This window comes from Gemmiger formicilis, assembly GCF_016900095.1.
GTDB lineage: Bacteria > Bacillota > Clostridia > Oscillospirales > Ruminococcaceae > Gemmiger > Gemmiger formicilis_A.
The window spans coordinates 1-24,884 of the sequence record NZ_JACJJP010000040.1; the positions used below are offsets into that span (position 1 = coordinate 1).

The window sequence follows — 24,884 nt, forward strand, 5'->3', positions numbered from 1 at the left end:
GGCCGCAGCCCTGGTCGGCGTCCACCGCGTCGAAACGGTGGGACTTTTCGCTTCCTTTTGGTCACAAAAGGAAGGACACTCCCGCAGGCTGCCGGTTCCCCAAGAATCCGCAAACCAACAATCTTTTTTCCATAGATTAAGAAAGGAAGTCTTACCCCATGATGGACAAAAATGCCAAGATTTATGTGGCGGGGCACCGCGGCATGGTGGGCAGTGCCATCCTGCGCGAACTGCAGCGCCAGGGCTACACCAACATCATCACCCGCACCCACAAGGAACTGGACCTGACCCGGCAGGACGCCGTGGAAGCCTTCTTTGCGGCCGAAAAGCCGGAATACGTCTTTCTGGCGGCGGCCAAGGTGGGCGGCATTGTGGCCAACAACGAAGCCCTGGCCGATTTCATGTACGACAACATGATCCTGGAGATGAACGTCATCCACGCCGCCTGGCAGAACGGCTGCAAAAAGCTGGAATTCCTGGGTTCCAGCTGCATCTATCCCCGGCTGGCCCCCCAGCCCATGAAGGAAGACTGCCTGCTCACCTCCGCCCTGGAAAAGACCAACGAGGCCTACGCCCTGGCCAAGATTTCGGGGCTCAAATACTGCGAGTACCTCAACCGTCAGTACGGCACCGACTACATCAGCGTCATGCCCACCAACCTGTACGGCCCCAACGACAACTACCACCCCACCCACAGCCATGTGCTGCCCGCCCTCATCCGCCGCTTCCACGAAGCCAAGGAGCAGAACCTGCCCTATGTCACCTGCTGGGGTGACGGCAGCCCCTTGCGGGAGTTCCTGTACGTGGACGACCTGGCCAACCTCTGCGTCTTTTTGATGAACAACTACTCCGGCAACGAGACGGTGAACGCCGGTACCGGCAAGGAGCTGACCATCAAGGAACTCACCGAGCTGGTGGCCAAGGTCATCGGCTACACCGGCGAGATCCGGTGGGACCCCTCCAAGCCCAACGGCACCCCCCGCAAGCTGCTGGATGTGAGCAAAGCCACGGCCCTGGGCTGGACCTACAAGACCGAGCTGGAGGACGGCATCCGACTCACCTACCAGGATTTCCTGAACAATCCCATGCGTGCCGAGCGCTGAGTGCGCTCCGCGCAGGAGAAAGGCGGAACCCCTATGAATCTGATCCTACTGTCCGGCGGCAGCGGCCAGCGGCTGTGGCCTCTTTCCAACAACATCCGGTCCAAACAGTTCGTGCCCCTGTTGAAAAACGACAAGGGCGAGTATGAAAGCATGGTCCAGCGGGTCTACCGCCAGATCAAGAAGGCCGATCCCCGGGCCAACATCGTGGTGGCCACCGGCAAGCGCCAGGTCAGCACCATCAAGAACCAGCTGGGGGGCAAGGTCAGCGTCTGCGTGGAACCCTGCCGGCGGGATACCTTCCCGGCCATCGTGCTGGCCTGCACCTACCTCACCGACGTGATGGGGGTGCGCCCGGAAGAACCGGTGGTGGTCTGCCCCGTGGACCCCTATGTGGACGACACCTACTTTGCGGCGGTGAAGCAGATGGCCCGCCTGGCCGGGCCGGAAAATCCCCGCGCCGCCCACCTGACCCTCATGGGCATTGAACCCACCTATCCCAGCGCCAAGTTCGGCTACATCATCCCCACCAGCACCGACCCGGTGAGCAAGGTGTCCTGCTTCAAGGAAAAGCCGGACGAGGCCACCGCTGCCGCCTACATCGCCCGCGGGGCGCTGTGGAACGGCGGGGTGTTTGCCTTCACCCTGGGCTACCTGCTCGGCATCGCCCACAAACAGCTGGATTTCCGGGGCTTTGCGGACCTGCAGGCCAACTACGCCCTGCAAAAGCGGATCAGCTTTGACTACGCCGTGGCCGAAAACGAGCCGGACATCGCGGTGATGCGCTACGCCGGCCAGTGGAAGGACGTGGGCACCTGGAATACCTTCTGCGAGGTCATGGCCGACCCGGCCATTGGCAAGGTGCAGATGGACGATACCTGCGAAAACCTCAACGTCATCAACCAGCTGAACATTCCCATCATCTGCATGGGCTGCAAGGATATGGTGGTGGCGGCTTCCAGCGACGGCATCCTGGTCAGCGACAAGGGCCGGTCCAGCCACATCAAGCCCTTTGTGGAGCAGGTGGAAGGGGAGGCCCGCTTTGCGGAGAAGAGCTGGGGCTCCTTCACCATCCTGGACGTGCAGCCCCAGGCCACCACCATCCGCATCGTGCTCAACCCTGGGCACAAGCTCACCTACCACAGCCACGAACACCGGGACGAGGTCTGGACCATCGTGGACGGCATGGGCCGCACCGTCATTGACGGGGACGAGCGGGCCGTCCACCCCGGGGACGTGGTGACCATGCCCGCCGGCGTGCGCCACACCCTCATGGCCGACACCCGCCTGGAAGTCATTGAAGTGCAGATCGGCGCCGAGATCGACGTGGCGGACAAACAGAAATTCGATCTGTGATTTCCCTGCAATTCCACACAAAGCAAAAGGACAGCCCCGCAAGGGACTGTCCTTTTGCTTTACAGAATGGGAGAAACGTCCTATCCCGCCCGGCAAAGGCGGAAATCAGACAGAAGGAAAGCTTATTCGCACACCAGCACCCGCATTTCGTAGGGCTGCAGCCACAGATCCCGCACATCGGCGGCGGTGCCGGTCTTGCGGTCGCGCCAGGCGCCGTCCAGGGCGTCCAGCCACAGGTGCTGGGGTTCGGCGGTGAAGTTGAACACCCCCGCCAGGGTGCGGGAATCCCGACGGCGCACCAGGCCCAGCACCCCGTTGTTGTGGGTGTCCCAGGTGGTGAACCAGGCGTCGGGACCAAAGCAGGGATCGCTGCGCAGTTCCCGCAGTTCCTCCAGCCCCTGCCACAGTTCGTTCTGCAGGGTGCCCGGCTGGGTGCGCTTGGCGGCGTTGTCCCAGTTGAACCTGGTGCGGTGCAGGTTGCGGCTGTCGTCGGCCAGGTCGGGGTCTTCCTTGTAGCCCCAGCCGTTCAGCTGGCCGATCTCGTCCCCGCTGTTCAGCATGGGGAAGCCCTTGAAGAAAGCCATGGCCCCGTGCATCAGCAGGTCCCGGCGCAGCGCGGTGTGCAGGGCGGCGTCGCTGCCCTGTTCCAGGGCCTGCTCCACTCCGCACAGGCTGGCGGTGGTGCCGCAGCTGCGGGCGTCCCGGGTGACGGGGTCGTAGTTGTACACCTCGCCCTTGGCCCAGCTGCCCTCAAACCGGCCTTCGTAAAAGTGGTAGAGGAATTCCTTGTGCAGCTGGGGGTCGATGCCCAGGTACCGCTCCACGTCCTCGTCCAGGCCCCAGCCGATGTCGTCGTGGCAGCGCAGATAGTTCACAAACCAGCACTGGGGGCCCAGGGCGTTCAAAGCGTCCAGCTGGGCTTTCAGCAGCCGCACGTCCCGGGAAGCCAGGGCGCTCCACAGGTTGACCATGGTGGACACGCTGTACAGCATGTGGCATTCCGGCTTGTCCGGGGTGCCGAAGTAGGCCGCCAGCTCGCTGGGGGCCATGACCACCTCGCCTTTCAGGATGACGGCGGGGCAGACGGTCTCCAGCACCATGCGGATGATCCGCACAATGGTGTGCACCTGGGGCAGGTTGCGGCAGTTGGTGCCCAGCTGCTTCCAGATATAGGGCACCGCGTCGATGCGCAGCACCTCCACCCCCAGGTTGGCCAGGTTCAGCATGCTGCGGGTCATCTCCACCAGCACGGCGGGATTGCGGTAGTTCAGGTCCCACTGGTAGGGGTGGAAGGTGGTCAGCACCCACTTGTGCATCTCCTCGCACCAGGTAAAGTTGCCCGGGGCAGTGTTGGGAAACACCTGGGGCACGGTGCGCTCGTACTGGTCGGGGACGGTGCGGTCGTCAAAACAGTGGTAGAAGTTCTGGTAATAGGGGTCCCCGGCCTTGGCCCGGCAGGCCCATTCGTGGCTGGAGGCGGTGTGGTTCATCACAAAGTCCAGGCACAGGCTGATGCCCGCAGCCCGCAGCTTCTTGGTCAGGGCGGCCAGGTCGGCGTTGGTGCCCAAGGAAGGGTCCACCTGGTTGAAGTCCTCCACCGCATAGCCCCCGTCGTTGTGGGGGTGGGGCATCTTCAGAAGGGGCATCAGATGCAGGTAGGTCAGCTTCTGCTCCTTCAGGTAAGGCAGTTTTTTGGCCAGCTTTTTCAGGTCCCCGGCAAACAGGTCGGTGTACATGGTCATGCCGAACATCTTCCCCCGGCGGTACCACCCCGGGTCCGCTTCCCGGGCGGCGTCCAGCTTTTTCAGCTCGGCGCTGCGGGCGGCCCAGGCGTCCGCCATGGCCTGTTCCAGGGTGTTCAGGGCCTCCCGGTCGTCGTACAGCTCCATGAACAGCCATTCCAGCTCGTCGTGGCACCGGGCCATGCGGGCGTCAAACACCGCCGTATTCTTGCGGCGGGACAGCATCTCCTTCATTGCCATTGCAAAAACAGCTCCTTTTATTCAGCAGTGTTCATCTCTTCCAGGGTGGGCATGGCGGGAATGGCCCCCCGGCGACTGGTGGTCAGGGACGCCGCCCTGTTGGCGTAGGCCAGCATCTCCTCCAGGGCGGGCAGGGTCAGGCCGTCCTGGCCCCCCGGCGCCCGGCACAGCCGGGCCAGAAACGCCCCGAAGAAGGTATCGCCCGCCCCGTTGGTGTCCCCCACCACGCAGGGCACCCCCGGCACCGTGCCGGTGTGGTCCCCGAAGCGGTAGAACACCCCCTCGGCGCCCAGGGTCACCAGCACCAGCCGGATGCCGTGAGCCGCCAGGGCGGCGGTGCCCGCTTCCGGGTCGGTGGTGTCGGCCATCAGGGGCAGTTCCTCGTCGGAAATTTTCAGGATATCCACCAGGTCCAGGGGCTTGCGCATCCGCCGCACGGCGGTGGCCTCATCCGGCCACAGGTTGGCCCGGTAGTTGGGGTCGTAGGTCACCAGGGCGCCCAGGCTGCGGGCGGTCTCGGCGGCGCAGAGGGTGGTGGTGCGGGCGGGTTCCCGGGTCAGGCTCACGCTGCCGAAATGCAGCACCCGGGCTTCCCGCAGCAGTTCCGGCGGGATCTCGTCCTTCAGCAGCATGGAATCTGCCCCGGGGTCCCGGTAGAAGGTGAAGTCCCGCTCCCCCTTCTCGTCCACCGACACCACCGCCAGGGTGGTGTGCTGTTCCTCGTCCACGGCCAGGGCCCGGGTGTCCACCCCGTTTTCCTCCAGCACGGTGCGCAGATACCGCCCGAAGGCGTCCTGCCCCACCTTGCTGATCAGGGCGGTGGAGGCCCCCAGCCGGGACGCGGCCACCGCCAGGTTGGCAGGGGCACCCCCGGGATTGGCCGCAAACCGGGGCACACCGGCCTCGTTCACGCCGGTCTGGGTCAGGTCGATGAGCACTTCTCCGATGGCAACGATATCCATGATGCTTCCTCCGTTTTCCGCGGTGTCAGGGCAGGCGGGTCAGGTGCAGCTGCACGCTGGGGGCGTCGCCGATGAGGTGGGGCAGAATGTACCCCGCATACATCAGCATACTGCCGCTGCACACCGCCCCCACCTGGCTGGCCGGGTTGTCCCCGGACTCGGGGGTGGCGGTGACGCCGTAGACGTTCAGCTCGTCCACCTTGTACAGGGCGTCCTCCTCCAGGCCTTTCAGGCACAGGTGCAGGGGCCGTGCGTTGGCTTCGGGGTGGGTCAGCACCAGGCTGACCAGACTTTCGGTGTCGGTCACCGTCTGCCAGGCCACATAGCGGGGCTGGCGGTCGGGATCGCTCAGACGATAGTAAGCGCCGTTCTGGATCACGTCGTAATAGCGCTGGAAGGTCTTGATCTGGTCCCGCACCTGGTCGCACTCCTCGTCGGTCAGGCGGCCCAGGTCCAGCTCATACCCGAAGGTGCCGGACATGGCCACCACCGCCCGGGTCCACAACGGCACGGTGCGGCCGGTCTGGTGGTTGGGGCAGGCGGAAACGTGGGCCCCCATGCAGGACACCGGATACCCGAAGGAGGTGCCGTGCTGGATGCTCAGCCGCTCGATGGCGTCGGTGTTGTCGCTGCACCAGATCTGGGGGAAGTAGCACAGCATGCCCGCGTCGAACCGGCCGCCGCCCCCGGCGCAGCCCTCAAACAGCACGTGGGGGAAGGCGGTGGTCAGCCGGTCCAGCAGCTTGTACACCCCCAGCATGTACCGGTGGGCGGTTTCGCCCTGGCGTTCGGGGGGCAGGGCCCGGCTGTATACGTCGGACATGTTGCGGTTCATGTCCCATTTGATGTATTCGATGTGGTTTTCCCGCAGAAGGGTGCTCAGCCGCTGGGTGAGGTAGTCCACCACCTCGGGGCGGCCCATGTCCAGCACCAGCTGGTTGCGGCCCATGGCAGGGGTGCGCCCGGGCAGGGTCAGGGCCCAGTCGGGGTGGGCTCGGTACAGGTCGGAATCCTCGCTGACCATCTCCGGTTCCACCCACAGGCCGAACTTCATGCCCAGGGCGTTCACCCGCTCAATCAGGGGCTGCAGGCCCCCGGGCAGCTTCTTCTCGTTCACGAACCAGTCGCCCAGGCCGGTGTTGTCGTCGTCCCGCTTGCCGAACCAGCCGTCGTCCAGCACCATCATTTCCACACCCAGGCTGGCGGCTTTCTCCGCGATGCGGCAGATGCTCTCGGTGTTGAAATCAAAGTAGGTGGCTTCCCAGTTGTTGATCAGCACCGGGCGCCGGGCGTAGCGGAAGGGGCTGCGGCAGATGTTGCGCCGCAGGAAGGTGTGGTAATGGCGGGACAGATCGCCCAGCCCGTCGGGGGTGCAGCAGAGCAGCACTTCGGGGGCGGTAAAGCTCTCCCCGGGTTCCAGCTGCCAGCTGAACCGCTCGTCGTGCAGGCCGGTGACCAGCCGGGTCAGGCCGTTCTGGTCCACCTCAATGTCGGTGCGGTGGCTGCCGGAATACACCGGCATCACCCCGTAGCACAGGCCGTGGTCCTCGGTGGCGGTGTGGTCACAGAGGATGACAAAGGGGTTGTGGTGGTGGCTGGAAGCCCCCCGGGTGGAAGACACGGTGGTGATGGCGTGGGGCAGGGGGGGGCGCTCCATCTTGCGTTCCATGGCGTGGCGGCCGTGGAAGTGCACCAGGTCCCAGTCCCCGAAAGGCAGGTCCAGGCAGGCCGAAGCCGCCTTTTCCAGCCGCAGGGGGGCGGTGCCGGCGTTTTCCAGCCGCACGGCCCGGGTGATCACATCCTGGCGGGCAAACACCCCGTACAGCAGCACCAGGACCAGGCCGGTCACCGGGTCCTTCATCCGGATGTACAGGGTCTCGGCCTCGCTGTCCTCGTCGTGGGCGCAGGGCAGGCCCTCCAGGGTGTATTTGCCCGGGGTGATCTCGTGGGAATCATACAGGAAATCCGCCCCGGCGGCGCCGGTCATTCCGTCCCGCACCACCAGGCAGGACAGGCGGAAGTCCCCCACGTTGCAGCCGGTGTATTCCTGGGGAAGAACATCGGGCGAGACGCCGCGCCGCCGCCGGCAGGGGTAATAGTCCGGCGAAAAACCGTGGTCGGCCGGCGGGTACAGTTCCCGCAGGTCGCCGCGGCCGATCCGGCGGCCGTAGTACATATGCAGCAGCCGGCCGCGCTCGTCCACCCGCATCCGGTAGGTGGTGCGGGCGGTCTGCAGCGTAAAGGTGCTTATGGCGGCGTCAAATTGAATGCCCATAACGAGGGTCCCTCCTGAAAGAAAAGAATATATGGCCAGGTCCGGGGCTTGGCAAAGCGGCGGACCGAGTTTTCAAAACAAAGGCGGCAGGCGGGCGGGCTTTGCCGCAGCCCGCCTGCCGCCGGAGGCGGTCCCCCGGGGGGACCTTTTTGTCAGGGCAAGGCGGGACGGCTTATTTGCCGCCGGTCATGGCAATGCCCTGGATAAACTGTTTCTGGAAAATGAGGTAGAGGATGACCATGGGGATCATGGCCAGCAGGCTGCCGGCCATCAGCACGGGGAAGTTGGTGGTGTACTGGCCGTTCAGGGTGGACAGGCCGGCGGACAGGGTCATCTTGTTCAGGTCGGTGTTGCAGATCAGCGGCCACATCAGGTCGGAGTAGGCGAACACGGCGGTGAAGATGGCCAGGGCGGCGCAGCTGGACCCGGTGAGGGGGAACATGACCTTCACAAAGGTCTGCCACTTGTTGCAGCCGTCCAGATAGGCGGCTTCGGCGATCTCATTGGGGATGCCCAGATAGGTCTGGCGCAAGAAGAAGGTGCCGAAGGCGGAGACCAGGCCCGGGAAGACCAGGGCGAAGATGGTGTTGGTCAGGCCCATGTGTGCCAGCATCAGGTACTGGGGGGTGATGAAGATCTGGCTGGGCAGCATCATCTGCACCAGCACGATGCCGAACAGAAGGTTCTTGCAGGGGAATTCCAGCTTGGCGAAGGCATAGCCGGCCATGGAGCTGAAGAGCACGGCGCAGATCACACGGAACACAATGAGCAGACCGGTGTTGACGTACAGGTTGACGAAGGGAAGGCTGGCCAGGGCGGTGGTGAAGTTGGACAGCTGCCAGGCAGAGGGGAAAATCTGCGGCGGGATGGCCATGGCTTCGGCCTGGGTCTTGAAACTGGTCAGGATCATCCACACAAAGGGGAAGATCATGAGCACGCTGCCCAGCACGAGCACGACGTAGGTCAGCGTGGTGGAAAGACGTTTGCTGCTTTTCATACTCGTATTCATACTTTACACCTCGTAATTGACCCACTTTTTCTGGCCCACGAACTGGATGATGGTGACCACACCGATCAGCAGCACGGTCCAGACGACGATGGCGGATGCATAGCCCTTGTCACCGGCCACGAAGCTTTCGCGGTAGAACAGGGACATCAGGCTCTGGGCATCGTTCAGGGCGGGGTTGGCGTCGTCCACCATCATGTAAATCAGGTCGAATACCTTCAGCGAGGACATCAGGCGCATGATCATGACAACGAACAAGGTGGGGGAGACCATGGGCAGGGTGATGGAGAAGAACTGCTTGACCTTGGACGCGCCGTCCAGGTCGGCGGCTTCGTACAAGGTGGCGGATACGTTCTGCAAGCCTGCCAGCAGCAGCACGGCGTCGTAGCCGATGTTGCTCCAGATCTGGACGATGGCGCAGGTGAAAAGTACAAGGCTGGAGTTGGTGAGCCAACCGATATTGGCTCCCAGTACCGAGTTAATAATACCATACTGGGAGTTAAAAATCCACTTCCACACCATGGCCACGGCGGCGGGGGCCACCACCATGGGCAGGAAGAAGATGGCCCGGAAGGCGGTGCGGCCGCGGATCTTGCTGTTCAGCAGCACGGCCACCAGCAAAGCCAGGAAGATGCCCACCGGCACGGTGAGGATGCAGAACAGGATGGTGTTCCAGGTGGCTTTCCAGAATTCCACGTTCTGGAACATCTCCACATAGTTGTCAATGCCCTCGAACTCAAACATGCCGAAGGGCTTGGACTTGGAAAAGCTCATCCGGATGGTGTCGATGAAGGGCCAGATGTTCAGAACCAGCAGGCCGATGATGGTGGGGGCCACCATCAGAAGGCCCCACACCGCACCGTCGCGGGACAGTTTGGATGTTTTCTGCATGACGCTGCCTCCTTATTCATAATACTCGGCACTGGCTTCGTCCACGGCGTCCTGCATGGCCTGCAGGCCGCTGTCCAGATCCAGCTCACCGGTGTAGACCTTCAGCAGCGTGTCGCTGACCTCGCTCTTCCACTCGGGGCGGGCGGCGTTGTTCACGCTCTGGACACAGTAGTCGAACATATCGATGAAAGGCTGCACGTTGATGGGATATTCGTCAAACACGCCCACCCAGGTGTCTTCCAGGCCTTCATAGGCGGGGATGGCGGCGCCGCTTTCGCCCTGGATGCGCTGGCCTTCCTCACTGCCGAAGAACTTCAGCACGTCCTTGACGATGTCCATATGCTTGTTCTTGGCGCTGGTGGCGTAGCTCAGACCGTTGGAGATGGACGCCCGGCCGTCGCCGCTGACGGGGTCGGGGCAGGCGGGCAGGACCGCCACGTCCCACTTGCCCACCATCTCGGGATAGTTCTGCAGCTCGCTCAGGATGTTCCAGTCACCTTCCAGGAACATGGCGCCCTTCTCGGAGAAGAAAGCAGTGCCGGGGGCGGTCTCTGCAAAGTAGTTCTGGTCGGGGCACCAGTCATAGCTCTGCAGCCCGATGTAGAACTCCATGCCTTTCTTGGTGGCGGGGTCCAGGAAGTTGCCCCGGGTCTTGTCCTCGGTCAGGATGCTGCCGCCCGCCTGGTACACAAAGTTCCAGTAACCCAGCTGGTCGTCGCCGTAGGCCATGTACCCGTACTTGCCGGTGGCGTCGTAGATCTTCTGGGAAGCGTCCACCAGGTCGTCCCAGGTCCAGGTTTCGTCGGGGTAGGCCACGCCTGCCTCGTCAAACATTTCCTTGTTGTACACAAGGCCCACCGTGTCCTTGTCCTTGGGCACCGCGTACAGCTTGCCGTCCGACCCGCTGGCGTTGGCCAGGGAAATGTCGGAGAAATGCTCGGTCTCCACAATGTCGGAGCAGTCCGCCAGCATACCGTTGTCGGCGTACTTCAGAATCTCGTTGGTGTGCATCCAGAAAATGTCCGGCATCTGGTTGCTCATGGCGGCGGCTTCCAGCTTGGTCCAGTATTCGTCCCAGCTGGTCACCTGCACTTCAATGTGAACGTTGGGGTGCTCGGCGGTGTAGGCGTCACACATCGCCTGCATGCCGTCGCGCTGCGCCACGTCCCAGATCTGGAAGGTCAGGTTCACTGTGCCGTCCGACCCGCCGGACCCGCATCCGACCAGGCCTGCCGCCAGGCATGCGGCCATCACACCGGATGCCAGTCTCCGTTTGATGTTCATAAGATGTTTTCCTCCTGTCTGATGGGTTTGCGTAGGGGTTTTGCCAAGATCTTGCTGCCAGCCCGGCCGGTGCGGCAGCGGCAAGGTTTTGCCTGCCTTGCCATTGTGCTGAAAAAACGTCGGAAATTTTGTGCAATGTGCACTATGCACAAATTATTTCCTCATCTGATGGCCTTATTATACAATCTGACAAAGAAGGGGTGAATATCCTGCTGCCAGTTTTTATATCTCAATTTAGTGGTTTTCTGCAATTTTTGTTGAAGTCATAACGCATTGGGGTATATAATAAGAAAAAAGTAAGAAAAATTACGGGAGGTGCCCGCCATGCCGCAGAATACCGACATCCAGACCGAAAACAAGCTGAAGTTTCATGTGTTTCAGGACGAGCGTTTTGTGGACCTGAACCTGTACCAGTACGGGTGGGAGCGCACCGAACCCCTGCACTCCTACGGGCCCCATGCCCGCAACCATTATCTGTTCCACTACGTCATAGCGGGCCGGGGGGTGCTGTACGACGACGACCAGGCCTACAAGATCGAAGGAGGGCACGGGTTTCTCATTGTGCCGGGGGTGCCCACCACCTATGTGGCCGACCGGGAGGACCCCTGGGAGTACACCTGGATCGAATTCGACGGCCTGCGCGCCCGGGAAAGCCTGAGCCTGGCGGGCATCAGCCGCCACCAGCCGGTGTACACCCCCCTCAACCGGGAAGCCGGCCGCCTTTTGCAGGAACAGATGCTCTACATCGTCAACCATCCCCAGGCCAGCCCCATCCGCATCATCGGCCAGGGGTTCCTCTTCCTGGACCAGCTGGTGCAGTCCAGCGCCGCCCACCGCCAGCAGAGCCAGCGCCGCCTGCGGGACTTTTACATGAAAGAAGCCCTCTCCTTCATCGAGCAGAACTACCAGCGGGACATCTCCATCGAGGAAATCGCCGCCTTCTGCGGGCTGAACCGCAGCTATTTCGGCAAGGTGTTCCGGGACACCATGGGCGAAAGCCCCCAGGCCTTCCTTTTGCATTACCGCATGGCCCGGGCGGCCCAGCTCCTCAAGGAGAGCACCCTGCCCATCGGGGCCATCAGCGCCATGGTCAGCTACGCCAACCAGCTGCATTTTTCCCGGGCCTTCAAGGCGGTGTACGGCATGTCCCCCCGGGACTACCGCTCCACCCACTTCGTCCAGCCCCAGGACAACCCCTGAACAAAAAACGCCCCTCTGCCGCGGCAGAGGGGCGTTTTTGGGATCAGTCGGCGTTGTGGAAGCGCTCCACCCGCATTTTCAGGTGGTATTTCTTGCGCAGCTCGGCAATGGCGGACATCATCTCGGACTTGTGGTGGGCGTCGATGGCCCCCTGGTCCCGCCAACGGTCGATGAGCAGCACCGTCTCGGGGTCCTCGGCGGGGTAGTAGTAGGCGTAGCCCAGGTTGCCTTCCTCGGCACGGATGCGCGCCACCAGGCCGCTGGCGGTCATCTCGTCGGCAAAGGCCCGGGCGCTGCCGTTCTGGCCGGTGTAAAAGATGTGGATGGTGATGGTTTCGCTCATGGGATGACCTTCCTTTCTTGATTGTGGTTCCAGTATACACTCGGCGGCGGGGTTTGTAACCCATTTTTTCGTATTTTGAAAATTCCCCCGCCCTTTACCGCCGCCGGCAAAAGGACTATACTGAAAAAAATCCCTGCGAGGAGGATGTACCATGGAACTGGAATTTCTGCCCCGGCCCAAAACGCTGGAACGCCGCCCCGGAACCCTGCCCCTGACCCCCCACACCCGGGTGGTGCTGGACCCGGGGACCTGTGCCTGACCCTGGACCCCGCCCTGCCCGCCGGCCGCTACACCCTCACGGTGGACCCGGCGGGGGCGCGGGTGGCCGCCGGGGATGACGAAGCCCTGTGCAACGGCGCCCAGACCCTGATCCAGCTGGTGCAGTGCGCCGGGGCGGTGCTGCCCGCCCTGGGGGTGGAGGACTGGCCCGACCTGCCCGACCGGGGGTATTACCTGGACTGTTCCCGGGGACGGGTGCCCACTCTGGCCCGGCTCAAGGCGGTGGCCGACCTGCTCTGCCGGTACAAGATCAACCAGTGGCAGCTGTACATCGAGCACACCTATCTTTTCCGCAATCTGTCGGAAGCCTGGCGGGACGGCACCCCCCTCACCGCCGACGACATCCTGGAACTGGACGACTACTGCGCCGCCCGGCACATCGAGCTGGTGCCCTCCCTGGCCAGCTTCGGCCACATGTACAAGATCCTGTCCACCAAAACCTGCTGTGAGCTCTGCGAGCTGCCCGACTCGGAAAAGATCCCCTTCGGCTACGCCTACGCCGGGGCCCACCACACCCTGAACGTCTCTCACCCCCGGGCGCTGGAGTTTGTGCTGGGCCTCATCGACGAATACCGGCCTTTGTTCCGCTCCCGCAAATTCAACATCTGCGCCGACGAGACCTTCGACCTGGGCCGGGGCCGCAGCAAGGCCCTGGCCGACGAGGTAGGGGAGAAGACCCTCTACATCCGCCACGTGAAGGCCTTGTGCGACCATCTGGTGGCCCAGGGCTGCACCCCCATGTTCTGGGGGGACATCCTGTGGCGGTTCCCCCAGAGCTGCGCCGAACTGCCGCCCCAGACCATCTGCCTGAACTGGGGCTACCGCCCCGACCAGCCGGAGGACGCCATCCGGGCCATGGCGGAGCAGGGCATTCCCCAGTACGCCTGCCCCGGGGTGTGCGGGTGGAACCACTGGGTGCCGGTGTACCGGGACGCCTACCGGAACATCCGCACTATGTGCGCCCACGCCCACAAATACCGCGCGGTGGGGCTGCTCAACACCGACTGGGGGGACTACGGCCACATCAACGACCCCCGTCTGTCCCTGCCCGGCATCCTGTACGGGGCGGCCTTCGGGTGGGACGCCTGCCCGGCGGAACAGGCCGAGCTGAACCGGGCCATCTCCCGCCTGGCCTACGGGGATGCCACCGGCACCCTGGCGGACGCCCTCACCGACCTGTCCGGCCACGAGGTCTTCCCCTGGGCGGCGGCGGTGCACTGGCTGGAAGGGGACGACGCCCGCCGCGCCAAGGTGCTGGCAAAGCTGGACCTGTCCGGGGTGGCGGCGGCCAACGCCGCCGTGGCCGCTGCCCGGGACCGGGTGCTGGCCTGCGCCGCCGCCCTGCCTGCGGGGCACAAGGAGATCGTGGCCCTGGTCTGCGTCACCGCCGAGGGGGTGCAGCTGTGGAACGAGATCGGCGCCTGGGTGGCCGGGCCCCGGCAGGAAAACCCCGCCCTGGCCGACCGGCTGGAACACTGGTACGCCCTCTACCTGGCCCAGTGGCGGCAGACCAGCCGGGAAAGCGGCCTGCCCAACCTGACCCGGTTCATCGCCCGCTACGCCGACCTGCTGCGGGGGCGGCAGGTTGGTGCGGTGGACACCCCGGCGCTCCCTGACTTTGGCTGACAATTTGCCCAAAGGACCGTTTCCCCGCCCGGGGAGACGGCCCTTTTTGGTGGTCGGGTGGACAACCCGCCCGAAAACGGTATAATAATACTGAGACAGTATGGAATTTTATCAATTGTGGGGGACTGTATGAAACGTCTGGTCATCGGGGTGCTGGCCCATGTGGACAGCGGCAAGACCACCCTGTCCGAAGCGCTGCTTTTCCGGGCCGGGGTGCTGCGCAAACTGGGGCGGGTGGACCATCGGGACGCCTTTCTGGACACCGACGCCCTGGAACGGGCCCGGGGCATCACCATCTTTGCCAAGCAGGCGGCCTTTGTGCTGCCTGCCGATGACCACGGCCCCGAAACCTCGGTGACCTTGCTGGACACCCCCGGCCACGTGGACTTTTCCGCCGAGGCCGAGCGCACCCTCCAGGTGCTGGACTACGCCATTCTGGTCATCTCGGGCACCGACGGCGTCCAGGCCCACACCCTGACCTTGTGGCGGCTGCTGGCCCGGTACCATGTGCCCACCCTGATTTTCATCAACAAGATGGACCTGCCCGGGGCTGACCGGGCGGTGCGTCTGCGGGAACTGCGGGGGCGCTTCGGGGACGGGTGCGTGGATTTCGGCCCCGATGTGGACAAAGGCACCTTCCACGAGGCCCTGGCCATGGCCAGCGAACCCCTGATGGAAGAAATTCTCGCCGGGGGCACCCCCGAAACCGCCGACATCGTCACCGCCATCGCCCGGCGGCAGGTCTTCCCCTGCTTTTTCGGGGCAGCCCTGCGGCTGGAGGGCATCGACCCCCTGCTGGACGCCCTGCGCACCCTGACCCGCCAGCGGGAGGCGATGGAGGAGTTCGGCGCCCGGGTGTTCAAGATCTCCACCGACGAGAACACCCGCCTGACCTGGCTGAAGGTCACCGGCGGGGTGCTCAAGGTGAAGGATATGCTCCAAAGCCGCCCCGACGCCCCCAAGCCTTTCTGTGAAAAGGCCGACCAGCTGCGGGTGTACTCCGGCACCAAATACCGGCTCATCAGCCAGGCGGAACCGGGGGACGTGGTGGCGGTCACCGGCCTGACCATGACCTACCCCGGCCAGGGCCTGGGCGCCCAGCCCGACGCCGAACTGCCGGTGCTGGAACCGGTGCTGAACTATAAGGTGGAACTGCCCGTAGGCACCGACCCCCACACCGTCCTCAAGGCCCTGCGCACGTTGGAGGACGAGGACCCTATGCTGCGGGTGGTGTGGAACGACGCGTTGGGAGAAATCCACCTGCAATTGATGGGGGAAGTGCAGCTGGAAGTGCTGCAAAGCCTGCTGCAAAGCCGGTTCGGGCTGGAAGTCGCCTTCGGGGAAGGGGGCATCCTCTACAAGGAGACCATCACCGCCCCGGTGGAGGGTGTGGGCCACTATGAACCCCTGCGCCACTACGCCGAGGTGCATCTGCTGCTGGAACCGGGCCCCCGGGGCAGCGGCCTGCAGTTTGCCGCCGCCTGCCGCCCGGACACCCTGGACGGCAACTGGCAGCGGCTGGTGCTCACCCACCTGGCCGAGCGCACCCACCCCGGGGTGCTCACCGGCGCGCCGCTGACCGATGTGAAGATCACCCTCACCGCCGGCAAGGCCCACCTGAAACACACCGAAGGCGGGGACTTCCGCCAGGCCACCTACCGCGCCGTGCGCCAGGGCCTGCGCACCGCCGCCCGGGCCGGGCGGGTGCAGCTGCTGGAACCCTGGTACAGCGTGCGGCTGGAACTGCCTGCCGATTGCCTGGGCCGGGCCATGACCGATCTGCAGCGGCTGGGCGGGGAGATGGACGCCCCCCAGCAGGAGGCGGAGGGCACCGCGGTGCTCTGCGGCACCGCCCCGGTGGCGGCCCTGCGGGGCTACGCCCGGGAGGTGGCCGCCTATACACGCGGAGCCGGGCGTCTCATCTGTACCCCCCAGGGCTACGCCCCCTGCCACAACCCGGAGGAGGTCATCGCCGCCGCCGGGTATGACCCCGACGCCGACATCGACAACCCGGCGGATTCGGTCTTCTGCAGCCACGGGGCCGGGGTGCTGGTCAAGTGGGACGAAGTGCCCGCCCGGGCCCATGTGTCCAGCGGGCTGGGCCGCAACGCCCCCGACGCCAACACCGGCGAGGAGGAGGACGCAGAATCCGGCAGCGCCCGCCGCCGGGCGGACGCCTACCGGGGGACCCTTGCCCAGGACAAGGAGCTGCTGGCCATCTTTGAGCGCACCTACGGCCCGGTGCGCCGCCGCACCGACAACCCCAACGCCCGGCGCAGCGCCGACCTGGACGCCCGCCGGGCCATGGGCCACCCCCGCACCCCGGCGCCCACCCCGCCTGCGGGCCCCGAATACCTGCTGGTGGACGGCTACAACGTGATCTTCGGCTGGCCGGAACTCCACCGCCTGGCCGACGCCGACCTGGACGCCGCCCGCCGCAAGCTGCAGGACGTTCTGTGCAACTATGCGGGCTACCGCCGGTGCAAGGTCATTGTGGTGTTTGACGCCTACCGGGTGCGGGGCGGCGCGGGCAGCGTGGAGAAGTACCACAACATCCACGTGGTCTACACCCGGGAGGCCGAGACCGCCGACATGTATATCGAAAAGACCACCCACGAGCTGGGCCGCAAGCACCGGGTGCGGGTGGTCAGCTCCGACGGCACCGAACAGATCATCATTCTGGGCAACGGGGGCCTGCGGGTCTCCGCCGCCGCCTTTGAGAAGGAAGTCCGGGCCGTGGAAGCGGAGATCCGGGAATTTGTGGCGGGGCAGGACCCCGCCCGGTAACAGAAAGGGGAGACCGCCATGCCGGCCAAAACCCACTGGGCGGGGCTGGACCTCATCCGCCTTTTGCCCATTCTGGTCATTGTGACCTACCACTACGGGGTGGAAACCGCCACCGCCGGGCTGTATGCCTCGCCGGTCCTCACCTCCCCGGCCTACGGGGACCTGGTGCACCTGTCGGTGTTCCTCATGTTCCTGCTTTCCGGCGCGGGGCTGGGGGCCAAGTACGCCGCCCGCCCCTGCCGCCCGGCGGAATACATCCGCAGCCGGGCCGCCGCCATCTACCCCGTGTTCTGGCTCTGCTTTGTGCCGCTGTTTGTGTACAGCGATGTGTGGCACCGCAACAACGCCGCCGTCCCCTGGTGGAAACTGGTCTTTTCCCTGGTGGGGCTGGACGGGTATCTCCAGGCCTACACCCCCACCTTTTATAAGATCGGGGAATGGTATCTGGGTTGCCAGGTGCTGCTCTACTGCCTGTTTCCCCTCACCCTCTGGGCCACCCGCACCCAGCGCCGCCGTCTGGGCCTGGGGGCGGCGGCCGTCCTGGTGTGGGCGGCCGGGCCCTGGCTGTGCCCCGCCGGGGTGGACTGGTTCCACACCGTCTGGGGCGAATGGCCGGTGTTCACCCTGGGCGTCCTCTTCGGCAACCTGCTGGGACGGCGCCGGGCGGTGATCCCCGCGGGGCTGTGCCTGGCGGTGGGGGTCTTCTGCGCCGCCGCGGGGCTGCCTTCCTACCACAGCCTGAGCCTGCTGGCCGGGGCGGTCTTCTGGGCGCTGTTCTGGCTGGGCCAGGCCGCCGTGCCCGCCGTCACCAAGTCCCTGGCCATCCTGGCCAGGGACTGCTACGGCGTCTTTCTCATCCACCACGTCTTCATCACCCTGGTGCTGCTGCGCTTTGTGCGGGCCCTGGGCGGCGGTCTGGCCGTGTGGGCGGTGTTCTGGGTGGTGTGTGTGGCGGGCAGCTTTGTGCTGGCGGCCCTTGCCCGGCGCATCGCCGCCCCCCTGACAAAGGCCCTGCGCCCCCAACCCGCCAAAAAACCGGTTTCCGTTTCCTGAAAAAACAGCCTGCCGTTTTCGCGGCAGGCTGTTTGTGTGTCAGGCAAAGGTCAGGGTGTACTCGCTCAGGTCGTAGGCCTGGGCAAAAAAGGCGGTCAGGATGGTCTCGGCGTTGTCCCGGGCGTTGTCCAGCAGGCCGTTGGCGATGGCGTCGTTCTGGGCGTTGGTTTTCAGGTCCGCCATGGCCTGGTTGTTCTCCTCCATGGTGATGTGCCGGAACACGCTCTCGTTTTCGTAGTACACCTGGAAGGAATCCAGGTCCAGCTCACAGCTCAGCACCCGGGCTTCGGGCAGATGCACCGTGATGGCGGTGTCGGTGACCTCCCAGGTCACGGCGCTGAAATCGTACCCCGCCTTGAGTACCACGTCGTAGCTGTAGATGTACCGGCTCTGGGTGAAGGGAATCTGCACCCCGAACAGCTCCCGGGCGGCGGTGGTGGAGTTCACCTGGGTGGTGCGGCATTCCTGGGTGGCCAGCTCCCCGATGTCCTCAAACCCCAGCTTGGTGGTCTTGAACTTGGTTTCGTAGTAGCTGCGCATGCTCAGCAGCCCCGCCGCAAACAGGGCCAGCACCACACATCCCACAATCAGCTTGGGGATGAGCAGCTTGGCCAGCCAGTGGCTGCTGCGGGGCGGTGTTTCCACAGAATGTGCCATGATGATCCCTCCTGTGTGGTGTTTCTTTGGCTCCAGTATACCACACCCCGGCCCCGCACACCAGATTTTCCGCGACAAAAGGGGATTCTTTTCCCCATCGCCCTTGCGCCGCCGCGGCATTTATAGTAGTATAGTAAGGTACCTGCCGATTCACCGTGCTAAAGAAATAGAGTGTGGTCGGCCGGGAAAAGAGGAGGAATGAATCATGAAAAAATATCTGAGCGCCCTTCTGGCCCTGGGGATGGCCCTGAGCGTCTGCGCCTGCGGCGCCCCCGCGTCCGATACCGCCGACAACGCTGCTTCCGGCACCGACAGTGCCTCCACCGCCGAGGCGGCGGACACCGCTTCCGCCGATGCCGACAGCGACCTGGCCTACATCCAGGGCAAGGGCAAGATGACCATCGGCTACACCGTCTACGAGCCCATGAACTACACCGACGAGAACGGCACCTTCACCGGGTTTGACACCGAGCTGGCCACCGCCGTGTGCGAAAAGCTGGGCGTGGAGCCGGATTTTGTGGAGATCAACTGGGACACCAAGTTTGTGGAGCTGGAAGCCAAGAGCATCGACTGCGTCTGGAACGGCATGACCCTCACCGACGATGTCCAGGCCAACCAGGCCTGCACCCAGCCTTACGTGAAGAACGCCCAGGTTGTGGTGATGAAGAAGGACAATGCCTACACCTCCACCGCCGACCTGGTGGGCAAGACGGTGGCGGTGGAAGCCGGTTCTGCCGGTCAGACCACCGTGGAGGAAGATGAAAACCTGATGCAGGCGGACGTGATCACCAAGACGGTGCAGACCGACTGCCTGATGGAGGTGGAAGCCGGCACCGCCGACGCCGCCGTGCTGGACCTGACCCTGGCTTCGGCCATGATCGGCGAAGGCACCGACTACGCCGACCTGGAGATGAAGGACGAGCTGAACGTGGAAGAGTACGGCGTGGCTTTCCGCAAGGGCAGCGATGCCGCCGCCGCGGTGGATACCGCCTTTGACGAGCTGAAAGCCGACGGCACCATGCAGACCCTGGCCGACAAGTACGGCCTGACCCTGGCCGAATGATGGGTGACGCCGTTGTGATCTGGGGCCGCCTGACTGAGGCATTCTGGCTCAACTTCCAGCTGTTTGCGCTGACTTTGGTGTTTGCGCTGCCCCTGGGGTTGGTGGTTGCCTTCGGCTCCATGAGCCGCTTTGCGCCGCTGCGCGGGGCGGTCAAGACCTTTGTGTGGGTCATCCGCGGCACCCCGCTGATGCTGCAGGTCATTGTGATCTTCATGGGCCCGGGCCTGCTGGGCTTTACCAATCCCTGGCCGTCGGGGTCTTCCGGCCGGCTGGTGGCGGCGGTGGTGGCCTTTGTCATCAACTACGCCTGCTATTTTTCCGAAATCTACCGCGGCGGCATCGAAGCCGTGCCCAAGGGCCAGACCGAAGCCGGTCAGGTGCTGGGCATGACCCGCACCCAGATCTTTTTCAAGGTCACCCTGCTGCAGGTCATCAAGCGGATCATCCCGCCCATGGGCAACGAGATCATCACCCTGGTCAAGGATACCTCCCTGGCCAACGTGATCTCCAACAAGGAAATCATCATGATGGCCAAGGAGTACAGCGCCAAGGGCCTGATCTGGCCGCTGTTCTCCACCGCCATCTTCTTCCTGGTGTTCGTGGGTGCTTTGACCATCCTGTTCGGCTGGCTGGAAAAGCGGCTGGACTATTTCCGCTGCTGAAAGGAGGCCGGAACATGGCATTGTTGGAAGTGGCCGGCATAGGCAAAAGTTTCGGCAGCACCGCCGTATTGCGGGATATCTCGCTGCAGCTGGACCAGGGCGAAACCCTGGCCATCATCGGGTCTTCTGGCTCCGGCAAAACCACACTGCTGCGCTGCCTGAACTTTCTGGAAACGGCGGACAGCGGGTCCATCGAGGTGGGGGGCGAAACCCTGTGGGATGCCGCCGACCCCCACACCCAGAGCGAGGCCGAAATCCGCAAAAAGCGGCTGCATTTCGGGCTGGTGTTCCAGAACTTCAACCTTTTCCCCCAGTATACCGCCCTGCAGAACGTGATGCTGGCGGGCCAGCTGCTGGCCAAGGAACGCCCCGACTACAAGGCGAACCGCAAGGCCATCCTGGCCGGGCTGGAGCAAAACGCCCGCACCCTGCTGGACCAGATGGGCCTGTCCGACCGGGCGGGGCATTACCCCCACCAGCTGTCCGGCGGGCAGCAGCAGCGGGTGGCTATCGCCCGGGCGCTGGCCCTGCACCCGGACATCCTCTGCTTTGACGAGCCCACCAGCGCCCTGGACCCGGAACTGACCGGCGAGGTGCTGCGGGTGCTGCGGGAGCTGGCGGCCCAGAAAACCACCATGATCATCGTCACCCACGAGATGCACTTTGCCCGGGACGTGGCCGACCGCATCCTGTTCATGGACAGCGGCGTGGTGGTGGAGGAAGGCCCCGCCCACCAGGTCATCGACCACCCGCGGGAGGAGCGCACCCGCCGTTTTCTGGCCAGCTACACCGGCTGACCCGTTTCCCTTACAGGCAAAAAGGCCGCTGCCCTGCGGGGCGGCGGCCTTGCTTGCTTTTTGCAGGGCGGTGTGGTATGGTAAACACAAAATACCCGTTGTGTGAAAGGACGATGCTCCATGGAAAAACAGCATATCAACGAAATCTGGGTCCCCCACGCCGAAACCCTGCCCGAACCCGCCGGCGAAGGAGTGGTGCGCCGGGTGCTGGCCTACAGCAAGGACGTGATGTGTGTGGAAAACACCTTTGCCAAGGGGGCGGTGGGAGCCATGCACAGCCACCCCCACACCCAGATCACCTATGTGGTGTCCGGCCGGTTCCGGTTCACCGTGGGGGACACCACCCGGGAGGTGGGCCCCGGCGACACCCTGCTCAAGCAGGACGGCATTGTCCACGGCTGCACCTGCCTGGAACCGGGGGTGCTGCTGGACATCTTTACCCCCATGCGGGAAGACTTTGTGTGATATCTGCCATAAAAAGGCCGCCGCGCGCCGTTGGGGCGTGCGGCGGTCTTTTTTCCTGCTTCCACGCCAAAACCCCGCGGGGGCGCCGCGGGGACAGGGAATATACAGGAAAAAGTCATGGACGAAAATGTCCGTACTCAGCGGCCGAGAGCCTTCATGTAAGCGGCCTCGCGGGCGGCGATCTGTGCCTGGTAGGCGGCGATGGCGGCCTCGTAGGCGGCGTTCTTGCTCAGCTGGGTGGCTTTGGCGGCGTTGGCGGCGGACTGCACGGCGGCGTTGGCGGCCAGCTGCTGCTGGTGAGCGGCCTTGCCCGCGGCGATGATGGCTTCGCCTTCAGCCTTCGCCTTGGCGGCGGCCTGGGCCTGGTATGCCTTCACGGCGGCCACGTAGGCGGCTTCCTTGGCGGCGATCTGCGCCTGATAATTCTTGATGGCGCCCTCATAGGCGGCGTTCTTGCTCAGCTGCGCCTGGTGGGCGGCGTTGGCGGCTGCCATGACGGCGTCGTTGGCGGCCAGCTGCTTCTGATGGGCAGCCTTGCCGGCGGCAATGACAGCTTCGCCTTCGGCTTTGGCCTTGGCGGCGGACTGGGCCTGATAGGTCTTGACCGCGGCGGCGTATGCTTCCTCCCGGGCGGCAATCTGGTTCTGATAGGCCTTCACGGCCGCCAGATAGTCGCTGTTGGCGTCGGCAAAGGCCGGCATGGCCATCACGCTGAACATGGCGATGGCCAACAGGGCGGCAAACAGCTTCTTCATTTTCATCACGGAAACCTCCTTTGTGTGCCGTGTTTCGGGTCACGGCTTGTTGTCTTTAGTATACGCCAAAAGTCTAGGTTTTGCAACGGATATTCATTCGCTGTTTTCACACAATTTTCGCAAATTCCCTTGTATATAATCACAAAACTTTCACAATTAAGAAAACTTGCCGGATAAAAAGACGTATTTTCGATGAATTTGAAAATCCCGGAATTTGTGCGGGCAAAAGCCGGCCCAAAACACCTGCTTTTGGCTGCGGACAGCTGTCCTTTGTGCGTGGACGAGCACGGGGCGGCTTTCGGGGGCGAAAATCCGTGCACACAAACCCTATGCGGGGGCGGGCAGAACCAGAACGCAGCCCCCTAAAAAAATCTTTTTCGCCCCCTGTAACGAAACCCCCGCAACCTGTCACTGTATGACAAGAGCGCTCGAAAAAACATCCGGAAAGGAGGGGGGGTCATGGCCATACCCGAGCTGGAAAGCTTATACAACACCTACAAGACGCCGCTGTACCGGTATCTGTTGCATCTGTGCCGGGACCCCCACCGGGCCGAGGACCTGCTGGCCGACACCTTTCTGCGGGCGCTGCGCTGCCTGCCCGCCTACCGGGGGGAGGGCAGCGTCAAAGCCTGGCTCTTCGGGCTGGCCCGCAACATCTGGCTGGAGGAGCTGCGCCGCAGCCGCCCCACCCTGGAATACGACGACATGCTGGGGCTGTACATGGAGGACCATCTGGCCGAACAGGCCGACGCACGGCGCAAGCTGGACCGGGTGCGGCAGCTGCTGGCGGAAAAAGGGCCGCCTGCCTCGGATGTGGTGGCCCTGCGGGCCCGGGGGTATTCCTACGCCGAGATCGCAGCCCGGCTTTCCATCACCGAAAACAGCGCCCGGGTCATGGAGCACCGCACCCGGGCCTGGCTGAAATCCACTTTACAGAAGGAGGGGCTCTGGAATGACTGAACATACAACGCCGCGTCCGGGCGGCATTTCCTGCGATGTGTGCCGGGACCTGGCACCGCTGGTGGCCGACGGGGTGGCCAGCGCCGACAGCGCCGCCCTGGTGCGGGACCACCTGGCCCACTGTGAATCCTGCCGGGTCGAATTTTCGCAGCTTTGCCCGGAAGGCACCGAAACGCCGGCCACCCCCGCCCTGCCCGTCCCCGACGAACGCCGGGTGCTGCGCCGGATGCAGAACAAACTCACCCTGTGGCTGCTGGGCTTTCTGGTGCTGGGGCTGGCGGGCAGCATGCTGGTGGTCTTCAGCCCCCACAGCACCCTGGCCCTGCTCTGCTTCCCCCTGGTATGCGGGGTCATCTGCTGGTTTGACGACTTCCTCTGGCGGCTGGTGCCGGTGCTGGCGGCCCTGATCTGGTTCGTCTGGACCCTGGCCGCCGAACTGCCCTACTACACCAGCTGGCAGGGGGCAGTGGCGGGTTCCGCCGTGGGGGCGCTCTGGCCCTTCGTGTTCTGCGTCATAGGGGCGCTGGCCGCCTCCCTCTTCAAATATGCCTTCGGCAAGACCGGAAAGGAGAAATAAACCATGAAAACCGGGAAAAAGAACCCCCTGCGCATTCTGGCCGGGGTGGCGGGGGCCCTGATTGTGGTGGGGCTGCTGCTGTTGGTGGACGGCATCACCGGCGACCCCATCAGCCGCCGTCTGGCGGACAACGGCGCTCTGGCTTACGCCGAAAAAGCCTACCCGGGCCAGACCTTCACCATCCTGGAAAGCGGCGGCGGACAGTGGTTCCGCTACTATGCCCGGGCGCAGAGCGAGCAAAGCCCCGACACCACCTTCACGGTGCATACCTCCTTCTGGCTCTTCCGGCAAGGGGAGGAACAGCGGGAGGTGGAGGGCCGCAACTGGACCCTGGTGCGCCAGGGCAAGGAGGGGGCCACCGAGCTCAGCGCCGCTTTGCACCAGGCTTTGCCCGACCTGGAATTCGCCCCGGCCTTCAACGGCTGGCTGCCCGGCATGGACTATGGGGAAAGCCAGAACATGGACGTGGAGCTGGACCTGTGCTGGACCCCCGACAACATGCGGGATGTGACCGGGTACCTGGACCTGTTTCCCCTGGACGCCCCCTTTGACAAGGCGGTGACCGCCAAAGTGCCCGACCGGGTGGTGATCCAGGTGCTGTGGGACGGCACCCCCACCCAGGCGGACTACGACAGCACCCTGGCCCGCATCAAGGCCGCCGCCGAGGCCGCCGGGTTCCAGATCGACTGGTACGACCTGACTCTGGTGCCCCGGGGCGGTACCCATGAAGAAATTCAGGAAACGGCCATTTACGCCACCACCGCCGCCGACGACATCCCCGCCCCCACCCCGTGATGAACATCC

The 24,884-nt window shown here is 64.2% G+C and carries 22 protein-coding genes; 13 read left to right on the forward strand and 9 right to left on the reverse strand.

Features of this window, described 5'->3' with window-relative positions; translation table 11 throughout:
- Positions 1-158 precede the first annotated feature (158 nt).
- Both H6B15_RS13910 and H6B15_RS13915 read left to right on the forward strand, forming a co-directional pair.
- Complete coding sequence (locus H6B15_RS13910) at positions 159-1,103, forward strand: GDP-L-fucose synthase family protein (protein ID WP_204648607.1); 945 nt, start codon at positions 159-161, stop codon at positions 1,101-1,103.
- Between the two features lie 33 nt (positions 1,104-1,136).
- A complete protein-coding gene (locus H6B15_RS13915; RefSeq protein WP_204648608.1) occupies positions 1,137-2,456 on the forward strand; it encodes a sugar phosphate nucleotidyltransferase in 1,320 nt (439 codons plus the stop codon).
- A 122-nt stretch (positions 2,457-2,578) separates the two neighbouring features.
- On the opposite strand, the gene H6B15_RS13920 is transcribed toward H6B15_RS13915, so the two are convergent.
- The 6 genes from H6B15_RS13920 to H6B15_RS13945 all read right to left on the reverse strand — a co-directional run bounded on the left by H6B15_RS13920 (position 2,579) and on the right by H6B15_RS13945 (position 10,856).
- Positions 2,579-4,438: an alpha-amylase family protein gene (locus H6B15_RS13920; RefSeq protein WP_243424432.1), complete on the reverse strand. Its 1,860-nt coding sequence runs from the start codon at positions 4,436-4,438 to the stop codon at positions 2,579-2,581.
- Positions 4,439-4,455: 17 nt separating this feature from the next.
- Entirely contained in the window at positions 4,456-5,400 is a 945-nt protein-coding gene (locus tag H6B15_RS13925) for a carbohydrate kinase family protein (RefSeq protein ID WP_204648609.1), read from the reverse strand.
- Between the two features lie 25 nt (positions 5,401-5,425).
- Positions 5,426-7,675 carry an alpha-galactosidase gene (locus H6B15_RS13930; RefSeq protein ID WP_204648610.1) on the reverse strand — a complete coding sequence of 750 codons (2,250 nt, stop codon included), beginning with the start codon at positions 7,673-7,675 and terminating at the stop codon, positions 5,426-5,428.
- A 172-nt stretch (positions 7,676-7,847) separates the two neighbouring features.
- Positions 7,848-8,672: a carbohydrate ABC transporter permease gene (locus H6B15_RS13935; protein ID WP_345942001.1), complete on the reverse strand. Its 825-nt coding sequence runs from the start codon at positions 8,670-8,672 to the stop codon at positions 7,848-7,850.
- A gap of 15 nt (positions 8,673-8,687) precedes the next feature.
- Entirely contained in the window at positions 8,688-9,572 is an 885-nt protein-coding gene (locus H6B15_RS13940; RefSeq protein ID WP_204648612.1) for a carbohydrate ABC transporter permease, read from the reverse strand.
- 12 nt (positions 9,573-9,584) lie between these two features.
- Positions 9,585-10,856 carry an ABC transporter substrate-binding protein gene (locus tag H6B15_RS13945; protein ID WP_204648613.1) on the reverse strand — a complete coding sequence of 424 codons (1,272 nt, stop codon included), beginning with the start codon at positions 10,854-10,856 and terminating at the stop codon, positions 9,585-9,587.
- Positions 10,857-11,180: 324 nt separating this feature from the next.
- Between H6B15_RS13945 and H6B15_RS13950 the strand changes: the two genes are divergently transcribed.
- Positions 11,181-12,056, forward strand: coding sequence for an AraC family transcriptional regulator (locus H6B15_RS13950; RefSeq protein WP_204648614.1), 876 nt, complete (start codon positions 11,181-11,183; stop codon positions 12,054-12,056).
- Between the two features lie 43 nt (positions 12,057-12,099).
- Here the strand turns inward: H6B15_RS13950 and H6B15_RS13955 are convergent, their stop codons facing one another.
- Positions 12,100-12,399 carry a putative quinol monooxygenase gene (locus tag H6B15_RS13955; protein ID WP_204648615.1) on the reverse strand — a complete coding sequence of 100 codons (300 nt, stop codon included), beginning with the start codon at positions 12,397-12,399 and terminating at the stop codon, positions 12,100-12,102.
- Between the two features lie 273 nt (positions 12,400-12,672).
- On the opposite strand from H6B15_RS13955, the gene H6B15_RS13960 reads away from it, so the two are divergent.
- From H6B15_RS13960 to H6B15_RS13970, 3 genes are all read left to right on the forward strand, one after another.
- Complete coding sequence (locus H6B15_RS13960) at positions 12,673-14,304, forward strand: family 20 glycosylhydrolase (RefSeq protein WP_243424433.1); 1,632 nt, start codon at positions 12,673-12,675, stop codon at positions 14,302-14,304.
- Between the two features lie 129 nt (positions 14,305-14,433).
- The gene (locus H6B15_RS13965; RefSeq protein ID WP_204648617.1) at positions 14,434-17,091 is read left to right on the forward strand and encodes a translation factor GTPase family protein; all 2,658 of its coding nucleotides are present in this window, start codon (positions 14,434-14,436) and stop codon (positions 17,089-17,091) included.
- Positions 17,092-17,109: 18 nt separating this feature from the next.
- Positions 17,110-18,144 carry an acyltransferase family protein gene (locus H6B15_RS13970; protein WP_204648618.1) on the forward strand — a complete coding sequence of 345 codons (1,035 nt, stop codon included), beginning with the start codon at positions 17,110-17,112 and terminating at the stop codon, positions 18,142-18,144.
- 39 nt (positions 18,145-18,183) lie between these two features.
- Here the strand turns inward: H6B15_RS13970 and H6B15_RS13975 are convergent, their stop codons facing one another.
- On the reverse strand, positions 18,184-18,801 hold the full coding sequence (locus H6B15_RS13975; RefSeq protein WP_204648619.1) for a DUF4230 domain-containing protein: 618 nt from the start codon (positions 18,799-18,801) through the stop codon (positions 18,184-18,186).
- A 205-nt stretch (positions 18,802-19,006) separates the two neighbouring features.
- On the opposite strand from H6B15_RS13975, the gene H6B15_RS13980 reads away from it, so the two are divergent.
- The 4 genes from H6B15_RS13980 to H6B15_RS13995 all read left to right on the forward strand — a co-directional run bounded on the left by H6B15_RS13980 (position 19,007) and on the right by H6B15_RS13995 (position 21,788).
- On the forward strand, positions 19,007-19,864 hold the full coding sequence (locus H6B15_RS13980; RefSeq protein WP_204648620.1) for a transporter substrate-binding domain-containing protein: 858 nt from the start codon (positions 19,007-19,009) through the stop codon (positions 19,862-19,864).
- On the forward strand, positions 19,864-20,526 hold the full coding sequence (locus H6B15_RS13985; protein ID WP_204648628.1) for an amino acid ABC transporter permease: 663 nt from the start codon (positions 19,864-19,866) through the stop codon (positions 20,524-20,526). Before H6B15_RS13980 ends, H6B15_RS13985 begins: the two co-directional genes overlap by 1 nt.
- 14 nt (positions 20,527-20,540) lie before the next feature.
- Complete coding sequence (locus H6B15_RS13990; RefSeq protein WP_204648621.1) at positions 20,541-21,323, forward strand: amino acid ABC transporter ATP-binding protein; 783 nt, start codon at positions 20,541-20,543, stop codon at positions 21,321-21,323.
- A gap of 120 nt (positions 21,324-21,443) precedes the next feature.
- Positions 21,444-21,788: a cupin domain-containing protein gene (locus H6B15_RS13995; protein ID WP_204648622.1), complete on the forward strand. Its 345-nt coding sequence runs from the start codon at positions 21,444-21,446 to the stop codon at positions 21,786-21,788.
- 137 nt (positions 21,789-21,925) lie between these two features.
- Here H6B15_RS13995 and H6B15_RS14000 read toward each other — a convergent pair whose 3' ends face one another.
- Entirely contained in the window at positions 21,926-22,549 is a 624-nt protein-coding gene (locus tag H6B15_RS14000) for a hypothetical protein (protein WP_204648623.1), read from the reverse strand.
- A gap of 453 nt (positions 22,550-23,002) precedes the next feature.
- Here H6B15_RS14000 and H6B15_RS14005 point away from each other — a divergent pair, with 453 nt between their 5' ends.
- The 3 genes from H6B15_RS14005 to H6B15_RS14015 are packed head-to-tail and all read left to right on the forward strand — an operon-like array spanning position 23,003 to position 24,875.
- Positions 23,003-23,503, forward strand: a complete 501-nt coding sequence (locus H6B15_RS14005) for an RNA polymerase sigma factor (protein WP_204648624.1) — start codon at positions 23,003-23,005, stop codon at positions 23,501-23,503.
- Positions 23,496-24,080, forward strand: a complete 585-nt coding sequence (locus H6B15_RS14010) for a zf-HC2 domain-containing protein (protein WP_204648625.1) — start codon at positions 23,496-23,498, stop codon at positions 24,078-24,080. Before H6B15_RS14005 ends, H6B15_RS14010 begins: the two co-directional genes overlap by 8 nt.
- 3 nt (positions 24,081-24,083) lie before the next feature.
- Complete coding sequence (locus tag H6B15_RS14015) at positions 24,084-24,875, forward strand: hypothetical protein (RefSeq protein ID WP_204648626.1); 792 nt, start codon at positions 24,084-24,086, stop codon at positions 24,873-24,875.
- The last annotated feature ends 9 nt before the right edge of the window (positions 24,876-24,884 follow it).

Bases quoted from the DNA above. Each gene is read 5' to 3' on its own strand.
- H6B15_RS13915 (WP_204648608.1), top strand. From the start codon at position 1,137: ATGAATCTGATCCTACTGTCCGGCGGCAGCGGCCAGCGGCTGTGGCCT.
- H6B15_RS13920 (WP_243424432.1), bottom strand. From the start codon at position 4,438: ATGGCAATGAAGGAGATGCTGTCCCGCCGCAAGAATACGGCGGTGTTT.
- H6B15_RS14000 (WP_204648623.1), bottom strand. From the start codon at position 22,549: ATGAAAATGAAGAAGCTGTTTGCCGCCCTGTTGGCCATCGCCATGTTC.
- H6B15_RS14005 (WP_204648624.1), top strand. From the start codon at position 23,003: ATGGCCATACCCGAGCTGGAAAGCTTATACAACACCTACAAGACGCCG.
- H6B15_RS13985 (WP_204648628.1), top strand. From the start codon at position 19,864: ATGGGTGACGCCGTTGTGATCTGGGGCCGCCTGACTGAGGCATTCTGG.
- H6B15_RS13925 (WP_204648609.1), bottom strand. From the start codon at position 5,400: ATGGATATCGTTGCCATCGGAGAAGTGCTCATCGACCTGACCCAGACC.
- H6B15_RS13910 (WP_204648607.1), top strand. From the start codon at position 159: ATGATGGACAAAAATGCCAAGATTTATGTGGCGGGGCACCGCGGCATG.
- H6B15_RS13940 (WP_204648612.1), bottom strand. From the start codon at position 9,572: ATGCAGAAAACATCCAAACTGTCCCGCGACGGTGCGGTGTGGGGCCTT.
- H6B15_RS13995 (WP_204648622.1), top strand. From the start codon at position 21,444: ATGGAAAAACAGCATATCAACGAAATCTGGGTCCCCCACGCCGAAACC.
- H6B15_RS13980 (WP_204648620.1), top strand. From the start codon at position 19,007: ATGAAAAAATATCTGAGCGCCCTTCTGGCCCTGGGGATGGCCCTGAGC.
- H6B15_RS13930 (WP_204648610.1), bottom strand. From the start codon at position 7,675: ATGGGCATTCAATTTGACGCCGCCATAAGCACCTTTACGCTGCAGACC.
- H6B15_RS13945 (WP_204648613.1), bottom strand. From the start codon at position 10,856: ATGAACATCAAACGGAGACTGGCATCCGGTGTGATGGCCGCATGCCTG.
- H6B15_RS13955 (WP_204648615.1), bottom strand. From the start codon at position 12,399: ATGAGCGAAACCATCACCATCCACATCTTTTACACCGGCCAGAACGGC.
- H6B15_RS14010 (WP_204648625.1), top strand. From the start codon at position 23,496: ATGACTGAACATACAACGCCGCGTCCGGGCGGCATTTCCTGCGATGTG.
- H6B15_RS14015 (WP_204648626.1), top strand. From the start codon at position 24,084: ATGAAAACCGGGAAAAAGAACCCCCTGCGCATTCTGGCCGGGGTGGCG.
- H6B15_RS13935 (WP_345942001.1), bottom strand. From the start codon at position 8,672: ATGAAAAGCAGCAAACGTCTTTCCACCACGCTGACCTACGTCGTGCTC.
- H6B15_RS13990 (WP_204648621.1), top strand. From the start codon at position 20,541: ATGGCATTGTTGGAAGTGGCCGGCATAGGCAAAAGTTTCGGCAGCACC.
- H6B15_RS13950 (WP_204648614.1), top strand. From the start codon at position 11,181: ATGCCGCAGAATACCGACATCCAGACCGAAAACAAGCTGAAGTTTCAT.
- H6B15_RS13970 (WP_204648618.1), top strand. From the start codon at position 17,110: ATGCCGGCCAAAACCCACTGGGCGGGGCTGGACCTCATCCGCCTTTTG.
- H6B15_RS13965 (WP_204648617.1), top strand. From the start codon at position 14,434: ATGAAACGTCTGGTCATCGGGGTGCTGGCCCATGTGGACAGCGGCAAG.
- H6B15_RS13975 (WP_204648619.1), bottom strand. From the start codon at position 18,801: ATGGCACATTCTGTGGAAACACCGCCCCGCAGCAGCCACTGGCTGGCC.